9 protein-coding genes and 1 pseudogene are annotated in these 15,651 nt (G+C 72.3%); 5 read left to right on the plus strand and 5 right to left on the minus strand.

Going from position 1 to position 15,651, the window contains the following annotated elements:
- Nucleotides 1-150 precede the first annotated feature (150 nt).
- A complete protein-coding gene (locus VGI02_RS08235; protein ID WP_331626819.1) occupies nt 151-1,386 on the plus strand; it encodes an amidohydrolase in 1,236 nt (411 codons plus the stop codon).
- Nucleotides 1,387-1,530: 144 nt separating this feature from the next.
- Nucleotides 1,531-4,152: a Tex family protein gene (locus VGI02_RS08240; protein ID WP_331626820.1), complete on the plus strand. Its 2,622-nt coding sequence runs from the start codon at nt 1,531-1,533 to the stop codon at nt 4,150-4,152.
- A gap of 223 nt (nt 4,153-4,375) precedes the next feature.
- Here VGI02_RS08240 and VGI02_RS08245 read toward each other — a convergent pair whose 3' ends face one another.
- Nucleotides 4,376-4,840 (minus strand): gamma-glutamylcyclotransferase family protein, encoded by a 465-nt coding sequence (locus VGI02_RS08245; protein ID WP_331626821.1) that lies wholly within the window; start codon nt 4,838-4,840, stop codon nt 4,376-4,378.
- Nucleotides 4,841-5,020: 180 nt separating this feature from the next.
- Here VGI02_RS08245 and VGI02_RS08250 point away from each other — a divergent pair, with 180 nt between their 5' ends.
- Complete coding sequence (locus VGI02_RS08250) at nt 5,021-6,424, plus strand: NAD(P)H-quinone dehydrogenase (protein ID WP_331626822.1); 1,404 nt, start codon at nt 5,021-5,023, stop codon at nt 6,422-6,424.
- 70 nt (nt 6,425-6,494) lie between these two features.
- Here the strand turns inward: VGI02_RS08250 and glpK are convergent, their stop codons facing one another.
- Nucleotides 6,495-7,997 (minus strand): glycerol kinase GlpK, encoded by a 1,503-nt coding sequence (gene glpK / locus VGI02_RS08255; protein WP_331626823.1) that lies wholly within the window; start codon nt 7,995-7,997, stop codon nt 6,495-6,497.
- A gap of 217 nt (nt 7,998-8,214) precedes the next feature.
- Here glpK and VGI02_RS08260 point away from each other — a divergent pair, with 217 nt between their 5' ends.
- Both VGI02_RS08260 and VGI02_RS08265 read left to right on the plus strand, forming a co-directional pair.
- Nucleotides 8,215-9,141 carry an MIP/aquaporin family protein gene (locus VGI02_RS08260; RefSeq protein ID WP_331626824.1) on the plus strand — a complete coding sequence of 309 codons (927 nt, stop codon included), beginning with the start codon at nt 8,215-8,217 and terminating at the stop codon, nt 9,139-9,141.
- Nucleotides 9,142-9,292: 151 nt separating this feature from the next.
- On the plus strand, nt 9,293-11,008 hold the full coding sequence (locus VGI02_RS08265; RefSeq protein ID WP_331626855.1) for a glycerol-3-phosphate dehydrogenase/oxidase: 1,716 nt from the start codon (nt 9,293-9,295) through the stop codon (nt 11,006-11,008).
- A gap of 485 nt (nt 11,009-11,493) precedes the next feature.
- Here VGI02_RS08265 and VGI02_RS08270 read toward each other — a convergent pair.
- The 3 genes and pseudogenes from VGI02_RS08270 to VGI02_RS08280 all read right to left on the minus strand — a co-directional run.
- A pseudogene (locus VGI02_RS08270) lies at nt 11,494-12,945 on the minus strand (DHA2 family efflux MFS transporter permease subunit); the annotation flags it as partial.
- A 180-nt stretch (nt 12,946-13,125) separates the two neighbouring features.
- The gene (locus VGI02_RS08275) at nt 13,126-13,608 is read right to left on the minus strand and encodes a DUF1707 SHOCT-like domain-containing protein (RefSeq protein ID WP_331626856.1); all 483 of its coding nucleotides are present in this window, start codon (nt 13,606-13,608) and stop codon (nt 13,126-13,128) included.
- 79 nt (nt 13,609-13,687) lie between these two features.
- Entirely contained in the window at nt 13,688-15,487 is a 1,800-nt protein-coding gene (locus VGI02_RS08280; RefSeq protein WP_331626826.1) for an acetyl/propionyl/methylcrotonyl-CoA carboxylase subunit alpha, read from the minus strand.
- Between the last annotated feature and the right edge of the window lie 164 nt (nt 15,488-15,651).

The raw sequence follows: 15,651 nt of genomic DNA on the forward strand, positions 1-15,651 counted from the left end.
TGGCTGACGGGGGTGTGACACCACTGACAGCAGCGTCCGGACCCCTCGGCGCCATCGGTGGCGGACGCCACCAGGAGGCCGTCCGGGGGATGCATGCTGGGCCTACCAGTCGCTGGACGGTCCTCGTCCGCGGCTCGAGGAGGTGGAACAGTGACGCTGCTGCAGACCCGTCCGGACGGCCCGACGTCGCGCGAGAGCGTGGCGGACCTCGGGAGCGGCACCGGGCCGCAGTGGCTCGACGCGTGGCTCGCCGAGCACGCCGGTGACGTCCTCGGCTGGCGGCGCACCATCCACGCGCACCCGGAGCTGGCGCGCTCCGAGCACGCCACCACCGCTCTCTGCGCCCGGGTGCTGGAGTCGGCGGGCCTGTCGCCCCGGCTGCTGCCCGGCACCGGCCTGATCTGCGACATCGGCACGGGGCCGCGCACCGTCGCGCTGCGCGCCGACATGGACGCGCTGCCCCTGCACGAGCACGCCGACGTGCCGTGGGCCTCGCAGACCCCCGGCGTCGCGCACATGTGCGGTCACGACGCGCACACCTCGGTGCTCCTCGGCGCCGGTCTCGCCCTCGCGTCGGTCGCCGACCGGCTGCCCGGGCGTGTGCGGCTGATCTTCCAGCCCGCCGAGGAGGTCCAGCCCGGCGGCGCGCTCGACGTCATCGCCGCGAACGGTCTCGACTCGGTCGACCGCATCTTCGCGCTGCACTGCGATCCGCGCCTCGAGGTCGGGCACGTCGGCACCCGGGTCGGCCCGATCACGTCGGCCTGCGACATGCTCGAGCTGCGCCTGACCTCCCCGGGCGGGCACACTTCGCGGCCGCACCTCACCGCCGACCTCGTGCACGCGCTCGGCACCGTCATCACCGGCCTGCCCGACCTGCTCTCGCGCCGGGTCGACCCGCGCTCGGGCACCGTGATGGTCTGGGGCCAGGTCGACGCCGGGCACGCCGCGAACGCCGTGCCGGAGCTCGGCACCCTGTCCGGGACGCTGCGCACCGCCCAGCACGCGACGTGGAACGAGCTCGAGCCGCTGGTGCGCCAGCTCGTCACCGCACTGCTCGCGCCGACCGGTGTCGGCTACGTGCTCGAGCACCGCCGCGGCGTGCCGCCCGTGGTCAACGACCCGGTCTCGGCCGACCTACTCGCCCGCGCCGCCGAGCGCGCGGCGGGCCCGGGCGCGGCGGCGGACACCGAGCAGTCGTCCGGCGGCGAGGACTTCGGCTGGTACCTGGAGCACGTGCCCGGCGCGATGGGCCGGCTCGGCGTCTGGTCCGGCGAGGGCCCGCAGTCCGACATCCACCAGCCGACGTTCGCGCTGGACGAGCGCGCGCTCCCGGTCGGCGTGCGGACGATGGTCCAGGCGGCGCTGCTCTCGCTCGAGGGCTGAGCCCCGCCCGGATGTCAGAAAAGTCCCTTTGCTGACACTGGACGTCCGGAAACCGTCGTCGATCATGGCGCTGCCACACGGGTTCCGGACGACAGGTGCCGGGCCCGGGCCTGACTGTCGGACCGGTGTTGCACGATGGCTCCTGTGACCGCGACTGCTGCTGCGACGCCCACCGCGCTGCCGCCCGTGCCGAGCCGTATCGCCTCCGAGCTGGAGGTCGGCGAGGGCCAGGTGCGCTCCGCGATCGAGCTGCTCGACGGCGGCGCGACGGTGCCGTTCGTCGCGCGCTACCGCAAGGAGGTCACCGGCGGGCTGGACGACGTCCAGCTCCGCACGCTCGACGAGCGCCTCGGGTACCTGCGCGAGCTCGAGCAGCGCCGGGCGTCCGTGCTCGAGTCGGTGCGCGAGCAGGGCAAGCTCACCGGTGAACTGGAGGTCGCACTCCTCACCGCGGAGACCAAGAGCCGCCTCGAGGACGTCTACCTGCCCTACAAGCCGAAGCGCCGCACCAAGGCGATGATCGCCCGCGAGGCCGGCCTGGAGCCCCTCGCCGACGGCCTGCTCGGCGACCCGACGGTCATCCCACGGGTGGCCGGCCACGCGTTCGTCGACGTCGAGCGCGGTGTACCGGACACCGATGCCGCCCTCGACGGCGCGCGGGCCATCCTCGTCGAGCGCCTCGCCGAGGACGCCGACCTCGTCGGTGAGCTGCGTGAGCGGATGTGGGCCCGGGGCCGGGTGGTCGCGGCGGTCCGGGAGGGCAAGGCCGAGGACGCCGCCGCGTCGAAGTTCTCCGACTACTTCGAGTTCGACCAGCCGTTCACCACGTTGCCCTCGCACCGGATCCTCGCGCTGCTGCGCGGCGAGTCCGAGGAGGTCCTGCAGCTGACCTTCGACCCGTCCTCCCTCGACGACGACGGCGACACCTCGGCCTACGAGGCCCGCGTCGCCGTGGCCGGCGGCATCGCCGACCGCGGGCGCGCGGCGGATTCCTGGCTCGTCGGCGTCGCCCGCTGGGCGTGGCGCACGCGAATCTCCTCGCGGCTCGTCGTCGACCTGCGGGTGCGCTTGCGCGAGGTCGCCGAGGAGGGCGCGGTCGTCGTGTTCGCGGGCAACCTGCGCGACCTCCTGCTCGCCGCGCCCGCGGGGGCCCGCCCGACGATGGGCCTCGACCCGGGGCTGCGCACCGGCGTGAAGGTCGCGATCGTCGACGGCACCGGGAAGGTCCTCGCCCACGACACGATCTACCCGCACGTCCCGCGCAACCAGTGGGACCAGTCGTTGGCCACCCTCGCGCGCCTCGCCCGGGAGCACGGGGTGGAGCTCGTCGCCATCGGCAACGGCACCGCCTCCCGCGAGACCCACAAACTGGCCCAGGAGCTCGCACGGTCGACCCCAGGGCTGATCCCGGCAATGGTCTCCGAGGCGGGCGCCTCCGTGTACTCCGCGTCGGAGGAGGCCTCGAAGGAGCTGCCCGATCTCGACGTGTCGATCCGCGGCGCGGTGTCGATCGCCCGGCGGCTGCAGGACCCCCTCGCCGAGCTCGTGAAGATCGATCCGAAGTCCATCGGCGTCGGCCAGTACCAGCACGACGTGTCCGCGACGAGGCTCTCGCGCTCGCTCGACGGCGTCGTGGAGGACTGCGTGAACGCCGTCGGCGTCGACGTCAACACCGCCTCGGCGCCGCTGCTGCGCCGCGTGTCCGGCATCTCGACGAGTCTCGCGACGACGATCGTCGGTTTCCGCGACGAGAACGGCCCGTTCCGGTCGCGGACCGCGCTGACGAAGGTCCCGCGGCTCGGGGCGAAGGCGTTCGAGCAGTGTGCGGGCTTCCTGCGCATCCCCGACGCCGCGGACCCGCTCGACCGCTCCGGCGTGCACCCCGAGGCCTACCCCGTCGTGCGCCGCATCGTCGCGGAGACGGGAACCGACGTGGCCTCGCTGGTGGGGAACTCCTCGCTCCTCGGCCGGCTCGACCCGGGCACGTTCACCGACGAGACCTTCGGTGTCCCGACGGTGTCCGACATCATCGCCGAGCTCGACAAGCCCGGCCGCGACCCGCGCCCGGCGTTCGAGACGGCGACCTTCGCCGAAGGCGTCGAGCAGATCACCGACCTCGCCGCCGGGATGGTGCTCGAGGGCGTGGTCACCAACGTGGCCGCGTTCGGCGCCTTCGTCGACGTCGGCGTGCACCAGGACGGCCTGGTGCACATCTCGGCGATGTCGAAGGAGTTCGTGTCGGACCCGCGCACGGTCGTCGGGCCGGGCGACGTGGTGCGGGTGAAGGTCCTCGAGGTGGACGTCCCCCGCAAGCGCATCTCGCTGACGCTACGGCTCGACGACGAGCCCGGCGCGGGCGGCGGCGAGCGGTCCGGTGGGCGTCGTGAGGGCGATCAGTCCGGCGGCGGCCGCGGCAAGGGTGCGCCGCGCGGCGGCGGCCGGCAGCCGCAGGGCGGCAAGCCCGGCCAGGGCGAGGGGAAGCAGCCGCAGGGCGGCAAGCCCGGCCAGGGCGACGGGAAGCAGCCGCAGGGCGGCAAGCCGGGTCAGGGCGACGGTGCGCGTGCCCAGGGCGGTAAGCCGGGTCAGCCCCAGGGCAGCGGCGGTTCGGACCGTCAGGGCGGCGGCACGCAGCCGCGTGGCGGTGGGGACGGTGGCCAGGGCACACAGCGTGGGGGCGGTCGGCGCGGTGGGAACGACCGCGACCGGAAGCCGGCACCGAGCGGCGCGATGGCCGACGCACTCCGCCGGGCCGGGCTCGACCGCTGACGACTCCCGACGAGGGGTACATCAGGCAGTTCTGAGGGCCTGGCGACCTGCGTGATGTACCACTCGATCTCGGGTATGGCCCCCACCGCTCCGCGAGGGGCACAAGGCGCAGCCTGAGGGGCCCGGCGGCCTGCGTGATGTGCCCGTCGACCACCCGGGCGTGCCCCGTCCGCCGGGCGTGCCCCGTCCGCCGAGCCTGCCCCGTCCGCCGGGGCCCTCCGGACTAGAGCGAGGTCCCGGGCCCGATCGAGCGGCACGGGCGCTCGCGCAGGGCCTGCACGTAGTCGTCGGGAGCGCCCGCGGCCTCGGCGGCGTCGGAGAGCACCCCGATGTAGCGGGCCGAGGGCAGGCCCCCCTCGTACGCGTCCAGCACGTAGACCCAGGCGAGCTGCGGTCCGGCCATCGTCTGGATACGAAGCCGCAGCTTCTTGTGCATGCCGAGCTCGCCGCCCTCCCAGCGGTCGAGCTGGTCGACGTCGAGCGGGCTGACGTCGTACAGCACGACGAAGACCCGTGATCCGGGGTCCTCGACGACGGTGGACAGCGCGCCCTCCCAGCCGAGGTCCTCGCCCCCGAACGTCAGCCGCCAGCCCTCGAGCCAGCCGGTCCCCGACACCGGAGAATGCGGCGCGCGTTGCATCATCTGCCCGGGATCCATGTTCGACCCGTAGGCGGCGTAGAGCGGCACGGCGGACAGGGTATCCACCCCGGGGGCGTTCGACCGACGCCGGAATCCCGCCCGTTACGCCGAACGGGCAGGATGGTCCGTGACCGGCAGGCCGGGCACCCCACCACCGCTGCCCGGCGCCACCACCCGAGGGCTCGCACCCGCCCCCGGCGCCGTCACCGAAACGGAGGACCCCCTTCCATGACCCGCATCGTGATCCTCGGCGGCGGACCGGCCGGGTACGAGGCGGCCCTCGTCGCCGCCCAGCACGAGGCCGACGTCGTCCTGGTCGAGGAGGACAGTGTCGGCGGGTACTGCGTGGCCTACGACTGCGTGCCGTCGAAGACGTTCATCGCCTCGGCCGGCGTGCGCGCGGGCTTCCGCCGCAACATCGACATGGGCATCGACGTCGACTCCGATGAGGCGACCGTCGACCTCCCCCGCGTGAACGGACGCGTCCGGGGGCTCGCGCTCGCCCAGTCGGCAGACATCAAGGTGACGCTGCAGCGGGCCGGGGTGCGGGTCTGCGACGGGCGCGGGCGGTTCCGCGCGAGCGACATCCACAGCGCCACGCACGACATCGAGGTCTCGCACTCCGACGGGCACGAGGAGGTCGTGACCGCCGACGTCGCGCTGATCGCCACCGGCGCCTCACCGCGCGTGCTCCCCGACGCCGTGCCCGACGGTCGGCGCATCCTCACGTGGCGCCAGCTCTACGACCTGGAGGAGCTGCCGGAGCACCTGATCGTCGTCGGATCGGGCGTCACGGGAGCCGAGTTCGTGTCCGCGTACGCCGAGCTGGGCGTGCCGGTGACCCTCATCTCCAGCCGCGACCGGGTGCTCCCGCACGAGGACCCGGACGCGGCGGCCACGCTGGAGGAGGTGTTCACCGAGCGCGGGGTGACGATCGAGCCACGGTCGCGGGCCGAGAAGGTCGTCGCGACGGCGGACGGGGTGCGGGTGACGCTCTCCGACGGCCGGGAGGTGTCCGGTTCGCACGCGCTGATGACGGTCGGGTCGGTGCCGAACACTCAGGACATCGGGTGCGAGGCGATCGGGCTCGACCTGCGCGACTCCGGCCACATCACCGTCGACCGGGTCTCGCGCACTTCCGTCCCCGGCGTCTACTCGGCCGGTGACTGCACCGGGCTCCTCCCGCTCGCCTCGGTCGCCGCCATGCAGGGCCGGGTCGCGATGTGGCACGCGCTCGGCGAGGGGGTCGCGCCGTTGCGGCTCAAGACGGTCGCCTCGGCGGTGTTCACCCGCCCCGAGGTCGCGACCGTCGGCATCGGGCACAAGCAGGTGGAGTCCGGCGAGTTCGCCGCCCGCGAGGTGCTCCTGCCCCTGGGGACCAACCCGCGCGCCAAGATGCAGGCCCTCTCGCGGGGCTTCGTCAAGGTGTTCTGCCGGCCGGCGACGGGTGTGGTCATCGGCGGCGTGATCGTGGCGCCGGTCGCGAGCGAGCTGATCCTCCCGCTCGCGATGGCGGTGCAGAACAACCTCACCGTGGACGACCTCGCCCACACGTTCTCGATCTACCCGTCACTGTCCGGGTCGGTCACCGAGGCGGGTCGCCGCCTCATGCAGCACGACGACCTGGACTAGGTGGCCTCCGGCCATGTGAGCACTTTCGGTCGCGATAGCGACCGAAAGTGCTCACATGCGCGAAGCGCACCTATGCCCAGTCGAACGTCCGGGTCACGGCCTTGCGCCACTGGCCCATCAGGGCGTCCCGGGCGGACGGCTCCATCGACGGGGTCCAGGTCTTGTCCTTGGCCCAGTTGTCGCGAATGTCCTGCTCGGAGGACCAGAACCCGACGGCGAGCCCGGCCGCGTAGGCCGCGCCCAGCGCCGTCGTCTCCGCGACGACGGGACGGGTGACCGGGACGTCGAGGATGTCGGCCTGGAACTGCATGAGGATCTCGTTGCCGACCATCCCGCCGTCCACCTTGAGCTCGGTCAGCGGCACGCCGGAGTCGGCGTTCATGGCGTCGATGACCTCGCGGGTCTGGAACGCGGTCGCCTCGAGCACCGCCCGGGCGATGTGGTTCTTGTTGACGTAGCGGGTGAGCCCGACGATCGCCCCGCGCGCGTCGGCGCGCCAGTACGGGGCGAACAGCCCGGAGAACGCCGGGACGACGTAGGCGCCACCGTTGTCCTCGACCTGTGCGGCGAGCGTCTCGACCTCGGGCGCGGAGGAGATCATCCCGAGGTTGTCGCGCAGCCACTGCACCAGCGAGCCGGTGACCGCGATCGAGCCCTCCAGCGCGTAGACCGCGGGCTGGTCGCCGATCTTGTAGCAGACCGTCGTGAGCAGGCCGTTCTTGGACTCGACCTTCTCGGTGCCGGTGTTGAGCAGGACGAAGTTGCCGGTGCCGTAGGTGTTCTTGGCCTCGCCGACGTCCAGGCACGCCTGCCCGAACGTGGCCGCCTGCTGGTCGCCGAGGATGCCGGACACCGGGACGTCGCGGAACGTGCCGCGGGCACGGATGGGCCCGTAGTTCTCCGACGACGAGCGGATCTCGGGAAGCATCGCCATCGGCACCCCGATCTCCTCGCAGAGCTGGGCGTCCCACTCGAGGGTGTCGATGTTCATGAGCAGGGTGCGCGAGGCGTTCGTCGGGTCGGTGACGTGCAGCCCGCCCTCGTTGCCGCCGGTGGCGTTCCACAGCACCCAGGTGTCCATGGTCCCGAACGCGAGCTCGCCGCGCTCGGCCCGCTCCCGCGCGCCGTCGACGTGGTCGAGGATCCAGCGCGCCTTCGGCCCCGCGAAGTAGGTGGCCAGCGGGAGGCCGGTCTTCGAGCGGTAGCGCTCCGCGCCGCCGCCGAGCGCCCCGAGCTCCTCACAGATCTGCTGGGTCCTGGTGTCCTGCCAGACGATGGCGTTGTAGATCGGCTCGCCGGTCGCGCGGTCCCACACGACGGTGGTCTCGCGCTGGTTGGTGATCCCGACGGCGGCGATGCTCGACGGGTCGAGGTCGGCCCGGGCGAGGGCGCCGCCGCACACCTGGCGCGTATTGCCCCAGATCTCCGCGGCGTTGTGCTCCACCCACCCGGCCTGCGGGAAGATCTGCTCGTGTTCGAGCTGGTCGACGGCGACGACCCGCCCGGAGTGGTCGAAGATCATGCACCGCGTCGACGTGGTGCCCTGGTCGATCGCCGCGACGTACTGCGCCATCTCGTATCTCCTCCTGCTTGCCTGAGCGTCCGCGCTCTGGCTGTCGACGGTTGCCCACCAGGTCCGTCTTGACAAGGGGTTGACGCAGGTCACACGCACGCGCTTGCCTGGACCTGCAGAACCGTGCGCTCCGTGCGGGTCGGCACTCATGGAGGAGGTGGCAGCTGTGACCCGTGCGCAAAAGCCGGCTGGGTGGCGATCCGGGACCGGCGGGGAAATGTTGTCGGAGTTCCTCGGGACTTTCGTCCTGATCATGTTCGGTCTCGGGTGCGTGGCCGTCGCGGTGGTGGGTCTCCCAGGGTCGGGCCGCCAGACCGTCGACTTCGGGCCGGCCAACTGGATCATCATCGGCTGGGGGTGGGGGCTCGCGGTCGTGTTCGGCGTCTACATTGCCGGCGGCGTCAGCGGCGCCCACATCAACCCGGCGGTGACACTGGCCTTCGCCGTCCGGCGCGGGTTCCCGTGGCGGAAGGTCCCTGCCTACTGGCTCGCTCAGGTGGTGGGTGCGTTCGCCGCAGCCGCGCTCATCTATGCGGTCTACTACCCGGCGATCAACGCGTACAACGCCACCAAGGGTGTTGCCTCGCGGGCCGCCGCGCAGGACACCTTCTCGATCTTCGCGACATTCCCGGCCAAGTACTTCGGCGGCGCGCTGTGGGGCCCGTTGTTCGACCAGATCGTGGGCACAGCGCTCCTGGTCGCCTTGATCGCGGCGATCATCGACCAGCGCAATCAGGCGCCGACCGGCAACCTCGGGGCATTCATCATCGGCCTGGTCGTCGTCGGCATCGGGTTCAGCTTCGGGACCGACGCGGGCTACGCCATCAACCCGGCCCGCGACCTCGGTCCGCGGCTCTGGACCTACATCGAGGGCTGGGGTCCGCTCGCTTTCCCAGGGGCAGGCACGTATTTCGACAACTACTGGTGGGTCCCCATCGTCGGCCCGCTGGTCGGAGGCGTCATCGGCATCATCGTCTACGACCTGATCATCGGCCAGGTACTCGACGCCCGGGCCGAAGCGGCCGGCGGTCACGAGCCGCCGCCGCCTCCGGGACGGACCGGGGACGCCGCGGGACCGGCGCGGGTCGCGCGTGAGGAGGCGACGACGAGCGGCGAGGAGCGAGCCGGGCCCGAGCAGGTGTGATCACCGCACCGGAACGCGTGCGGAACGACGGCGAGGGGGATACCCCACTGTCAGTTGATTGAGTACGAGGAGGTTCGAGGTGGCCGCGAAGTCCCCCGAGCACGACACGGCACAGCAGTCCGCGACGGACGCCGACGACCTCGATGCCGCGGTGGAACCCTCCCGCCTCGGTCCGGCGGAGCGGGAGGCCGCCTGGGAGCGGCTCGCCACGGAACGATTCGACGTCGTGGTGGTCGGCGGCGGCGTGGTGGGCGTCGGCGCGGCGCTCGACGCGGCGACCCGCGGTCTCACGGTGGCGCTCGTCGAGGCCCGCGACCTGGCGTCCGGGACCTCGAGTCGGTCGTCGAAGCTCTTCCACGGCGGTCTGCGCTACCTGGAGCAGCTCGACTTCGGCCTGGTGCGCGAGGCACTCCGCGAGCGGGAGCTGAGCATGACCCGGCTCGCCCCGCACCTGGTCAAGCCGGTCAGCTTCCTCTACCCGCTGACCAAGCACTGGGAGCGGCCGTACGTCACCGCCGGCATCACGCTCTACGACACCATCGGCGGCACGAGCTCGCTGCCGCACCAGAAGCAGCTGACCCGCTCCGGCGCGCTGCGCATGGCGCCGGCGCTCAAGCGCGACGCCCTCGTCGGGGCCATCCGCTACTACGACGCCCAGGCCGACGACGCCCGCCACACGATGATGGTCGCCCGCACCGCCGCGCAGTACGGCGCGGTCGTGCGCACGTCGACGCAGGTCGTCGACTTCCTGCACGAGGTGGACCGCGTCGCGGGTGTGCGCGTGCGCGATGTCGAGACCGGGCGCGAGACCGAGGTCCGGGGCCACGTCGTCGTGAACTGCACCGGCGTCTGGACCGACCAGATGCAGCACGCGGCTGGGACCCGGGGCCGCTTCAAGGTGAAGGCGTCGAAGGGCGTGCACTTCCTGGTGGCCCGGGACAGGATCCCGTCGGACGTCGGGATGATCCTGCGGACCGAGAAGTCGGTCCTGTTCGTCATCCCGTGGCGCAACCACTGGATCGTCGGGACCACCGACACCGACTGGCATCTGGATCTCGCGCACCCGGCGGCCACCCGGCACGACATCGACTACCTGCTCGAGCACATCAACAGCGTGCTGGTCACGCCGCTGAGCCACGACGACATCGAGGGCGTGTACGCCGGCCTGCGTCCGCTGCTCGCGGGGGAGAGCGAGGAGACCTCGAAGCTCTCGCGCGAGCACGCGGTGTCGCGGGTGATGCCGGGCATGGTGTCGATCGCAGGCGGCAAGTACACGACCTACCGCGTGATGGCCAAGGACGCCCTCGACGCGGCCGCGGAGGACATCCCGGCCCGCGTGGCCCCCTCGATCACGGACCGGGTGCCGCTCATCGGGGCGGACGGCTACTTCGCGCTGGTCAACCAGGCCGAGCACATCGGGCTCCGGTACGGGCTGCACCCGCACCGCATCCGCCACCTGCTCGACCGGTACGGCTCGCTGTTGCACGGGCTGCTGGCGATGAGCGAGGACGACAAGTCGCTCCTGGAGCCGGTGCCCGGTGCGCCGGACTACCTCAAGGTGGAGGTCGCCTACGCGGTCGCCTACGAGGGCGCGCTGCACGTCGACGACGTCCTCACCCGCCGCACGCGCATCTCCATCGAGTACGCGCACCGCGGGGCGGAGTCGGCCGCCTCGGTCGGTGACCAGATGGCGGTCCTGCTCGGGTGGGACGAGGCCACCCGCGAGCGTGAGGTCCGCTCGTACGTCGAGCGGGTCGAGGCTGAGCGCCGCTCGCAGACCGTCGACACCGACGAGGAGGCCGACAAGCTGCGGATCTCCGCGCCCGATCCCCGCGCCGAGCGTCTGGCGGCGCTCGGGACGGCCTGAGGGCCTCCGACGCCGGGAACGTCCTCCGGTCGCCCGCACGGGCGACCGGGGGATGTCCCGCGTCAGGCTCCGGCGGCGGGCTCCGGCTCGCGCCGCGAGGAGACCGGGCCCGGCGAGGCCGGCTCGGCCGCGACGGGCAGTGGGACGTCGTGGGTGAGCACCGAACCGGTTCCCTGCGCCACGAGGCGGGCGGCGTGCGGCGCGTGTCCGGGGGCGCTGACCACGAGCAGCCAGGCCCCCGGTGAGGGCAGCGCGATCTCGTAGTCCCCATTCCGGGTCCCGGCGCGGCCGTGCTGGGCGCCGTGCTCGTCGACCAGCGTGACCACGGCCTCGCCGGGCCCGGCGAGGTCCACCTGCCCGCGCACCACCGTGCCCGCGCCTGCCCCGCCCGACGGGACCACCGGCCCGCGGGCCGGGGCGTCAGCCGGGACGGTGTCCACCGAATCCGGGCCCGCCCACGTCGCGCCTGCCGCCCCGTCATCGACGGCGGGCTTGCCGCCCATGAACAGCGACACGATGACCGCCAGCACCCCGATGACACCCGCGGCCATGAAGCCCACCCGGAGGCCCTGGGCGTCGGGAGTGCCGCCCAGCGAGGCCGACGCGATCGCCGAGATGGTCACGAAGGCGGCCGTACCGAACGCGCCCGCCACCTGCTGCAACGTCGCCAGGATCGCGCTCCCGTGGGAGTACAGCGACCCCGGCAGCGAGGAGAGCCCCTCGGTCATCAGCGGCGTCATCATCAGACCCAGCCCGGCCATGAGCAGGACGTGGATCCCGACGACGGCGCCCAGCGACGATCCCGCCCCGAGCAGGGTGAACAGCCACAGCGCGACCGCCATCATGATCGAACCGGGGATCACCAGCGGCCGTGCCCCGACCTTGTCGTAGATCGCCCCCACCGGACGGCCGAGCAGCCCGAGCACGAGCCCGCCGGGCAGCACCGCGAGACCCGTCCAGAACGTGCCCTCGCCGAGCACCGTCTGGAGGAACAGCGGCAGCAGGATCGCTGCGGCGCCCAGCAGCGACATGAACAGCAGCGCGATCAGGATGATCGAGACCACGAACCGTCGATGGGTGAACGGCCGCAGGTCCAGCAGCGCCGCGTTGCGTTTCTGCAGGGCCAGCTGGCGGAGGACGAAGACCACGAGGGCCACGGCGCCGATGACGATCGACACCCACGGCGGGGGCCCGGATCCGCCCGCCTCCCCGATCGTGGAGAAGCCGTAGAGGATGCCTCCGAAGCCGATCGCCGAGAGCAGCACCGAGCCCACGTCGAGCGGGACCCGGCGGGTCTCGCTGGGCAGCCGCAGCAGGATCGCACCGACGATGAGAGCGGCCACGGCCAGCGGCAGCACGATCCAGAACATCCAGCGCCAGCTGAGCGAGGCCAGCACCGCGCCACCGATGGTGGGACCGATCGCCGGTGCGACCGCGATGACGATCGTGATCGTGCCCATCGTCGAGCCGCGGCGCTCCGGCGGGACCAGACGCATGATCGACGTCATCAGCAGCGGGATCATCACCGCCGTGCCGCAGGCCTGCACCACCCGCCCGACGAGCAGCACCGCGAAGCCCGGCGCGAGCGCGCTGATGAGCGTGCCGAGGCTGAACAGCGTCAGTGACGCGAGGAAGACCTGGCGTGGGGTGAAGCGCTCGAGCAGGTAGCCCGTGGTCGGGATGACCACCGCCATCGTGAGCAGGAAACCGCTGGTCAGCCACTGCACCGTCGTCGTCGAGACCCCGAGGTCGACGGTGAGGTCCTTGAGCGCGACCGACAGGATCGTCTCGTTGAGGATCATGACGAACGCGGACACGACGAGGACCGCGATGACCACGCCTGCGCGCGTGGTGCCCGGCGGAGTGGCCTGCGGTGCCGAGGCGTCCGGCGTCTGGCCGTCGGCCGAAGCCTCCGGCGTGGTCGGGGCCGAACTCATGGAGAGAACCTCTCGGGTCACAGGGAGCGGCATGCGGGCTGCAGTGGGTCGGCGGGAGGGGCTTCGTCGCCGACGCTGTCCAGAGAACCACGACCCCCCGACAGCCGACGACCGGATTCGTCCCGCACGTGACGCGGATCCGCTCCCGGCGCACCCGTTCGGAGGCAGGAGGCCCGGGGATCAACCGCCGTGGCGGTGTCCCAGATAGCCGAGGAGGGCGATCGCGAGGGGCACCAGCAGGAACACCTGGGGGAAGCGGAATCCCGTCAGCACGAACAGGCCGATCGCGATGACGGGTGCGAGCGCGGAGAGCTTGCCTGCGTTGCGCCCGAGCCGGGCACCGAGCGGGGCGACCAGCTCCGGCAGGTCCTTCTCGGGCCGGTCGTCGTGCACGTCCGTCGTCGGGGGCGCCGGGGACGAGGAAGCCTTCGACGGTGCGGGGGCGTCCGCCTCGGGGGTGACCGGGGCCGTCACGGGGGTGGAGGGAAAGGCCGGGTGCGGGGCGGGCAGGTCGGTGAACAGGGCGTCGAGCTCGGAGCGGAACCGCGCGTCGGACGCGACGGCCGAGCGCTCGGCGTACTCGCCGGGGTCGAGGCGGCCCTCGCGCAGGTGCTCGTCGAGGGCGCCCATGGCGAGCTCGCGCTCCCGGGTCCCGATCCGCATCTCGCCCACCGCATCCAGGGTAGGCGCCGTGAACGACGCTTTTCAGACGTTGAGTGTCTGCAACGAGACTTTTCTGACGTCAGTCGGCGATCTCGCAGATCACGGCACCCTGGTTGACCGACGCGCCCGCCTCGATCGACAGCCCGGTCACCGTGCCGTCCTTGTGCGCGGTCACCGGGTTCTCCATCTTCATGGCCTCGACGACGAGCACGAGGTCGCCCGAGGACACGGTGTCGCCCTCGGAGACCGCGACCTTGACGACGGTGCCCTGCATCGGCGAGGTGACCGCGTCGCCGGAGACCTTCGCGCCGCCGCCGGTGCGCTTGCGGGACTTCTTCTTGGCTGCCGGCGCCGCGCCACCGCCCCCGCCCAGGGACAGCCCCGCGGGCAGCGAGACCTCCAGCCGCTTGCCGCCGACCTCGACGACCACGGTCTGACGGGCGCCCGCCTCGTCGTCCTCGTCGTCGCCCGCGCCATCGGCGACGAAGGGCTCGATCTGGTTGTCGAACTCGGTCTCGATCCAGCGGGTGTGCACCAGGAACGACGACGCGCCCTCGGGGGCCGCGAACGCCGGGTCGTCGACGACGACGCGGTGGAACGGGATGACGGTCGGCATGCCCTCGACGACGATCTCGTCGAGCGCGCGGCGCGAGCGCTGCAGCGCCTGCTCCCGGTCCTCCCCGGTGACGATCAGCTTGCCGACCATCGAGTCGAACTGGCCGCCGATGACGGTGCCGGACTCCACGCCCGCGTCGACGCGCACGCCCGGCCCGGCCGGCGCGACGAAGCGCGTGACGGTGCCCGGGGCGGGCAGGAAGCCGCGGCCGGCGTCCTCGCCGTTGAGGCGGAACTCGATCGAGTGGCCGCGCGGCTCGGGGTCGGAGTGGAAGCGCAGTTCCTCGCCGTTCGCGATGCGGAACTGCTCGCGCACCAGGTCGAGCCCGCTGGTCTCCTCGGAGACCGGGTGCTCGACCTGCAGGCGGGTGTTGACCTCGAGGAACGAGATCACCCCGTCCTCGCCGACGAGGAACTCGACGGTCCCCGCACCGGAGTACCCGGCCTCGAGGCAGATGTCGCGGGCGGAGGTGTGGATGCGCTTGCGCTGCTCGTCGGTCAGGAACGGCGCGGGCGCCTCCTCGACGAGCTTCTGGTGGCGACGCTGCAGGGAGCAGTCGCGGGTGCCGACGACGATGCAGTTGCCGTGCTGGTCGGCGAGGACCTGGGCCTCGACGTGGCGGGGCCGGTCGAGGTAGCGCTCGACGAACGACTCGCCGCGGCCGAACGCCGACACCGCCTCGCGCACCGCGGCGTCGAACATCTCGGCGATCTCGTCGCGCTCCCGGGCGACGCGCATGCCGCGTCCGCCACCGCCGAAGGCGGCCTTGATCGCGACCGGCAGCCCGTGCTCGTCGGCGAAGGCGATCACCTCGTCCGCGTCGGCGACCGGGTCCTTGGTGCCGGGGACCAGCGGCGCTCCCGAGCGCTCGGCGATCTTGCGGGCGGTGACCTTGTCGCCCAGGTCCCGGATGGCCTGCGGTGAGGGCCCGATCCAGATGAGGCCCGCGTCGAGGACGGCCTGCGCGAAGTCGGCGTTCTCCGAGAGGAAGCCGTACCCGGGATGGATGCCGTTGGCCCCGGCCTCCTTCGCGGTGTTGATGATCTTCTCGATGTTCAGGTAGGTGTCGACCGCGGTCTCACCACCGAGGGCGAAGGCCTGGTCCGCGAGGCGCACGTGCGGCAGGTCGCGGTCGGGATCGGCGTAGACGGCCACGCTGGTCAGCCCGGCGTCCTTGCATGCCCGTGCCACGCGGAGGGCGATCTCCCCGCGGTTGGCGATCAGCACGGTGTGCAGCGGAGCCTGCTGGGCCGGCGTTGCCATCGGACTGCCTCCTGGGGCGGGCGCATCGTTGCGTGGACAAAGGGGTGAATCCGCGCGCAGTGTAGGGGCGACGTCGCCGCCCGACCTGTCGGGTCAGGGTCGAACGGTCGGCCGTGACCGTTCGGGCGACTCTCCCGCACCTCGCGACGACGAACCACCGGTGT

The sequence above is a fragment of the Actinomycetospora sp. genome, assembly GCF_036497245.1.
In the GTDB taxonomy this organism is placed as follows: domain Bacteria; phylum Actinomycetota; class Actinomycetes; order Mycobacteriales; family Pseudonocardiaceae; genus Actinomycetospora.

What these genes read in the sequence shown, in the direction of transcription:
- VGI02_RS08250 (WP_331626822.1), top strand. Translation starts at nt 5,021, where the DNA reads ATGACCCGCATCGTGATCCTCGGCGGCGGACCGGCCGGGTACGAGGCG.
- glpK (WP_331626823.1), bottom strand. Translation starts at nt 7,997, where the DNA reads ATGGCGCAGTACGTCGCGGCGATCGACCAGGGCACCACGTCGACGCGG.
- VGI02_RS08260 (WP_331626824.1), top strand. Translation starts at nt 8,215, where the DNA reads ATGTTGTCGGAGTTCCTCGGGACTTTCGTCCTGATCATGTTCGGTCTC.
- VGI02_RS08275 (WP_331626856.1), bottom strand. Translation starts at nt 13,608, where the DNA reads ATGCGGATCGGGACCCGGGAGCGCGAGCTCGCCATGGGCGCCCTCGAC.
- VGI02_RS08280 (WP_331626826.1), bottom strand. Translation starts at nt 15,487, where the DNA reads ATGGCAACGCCGGCCCAGCAGGCTCCGCTGCACACCGTGCTGATCGCC.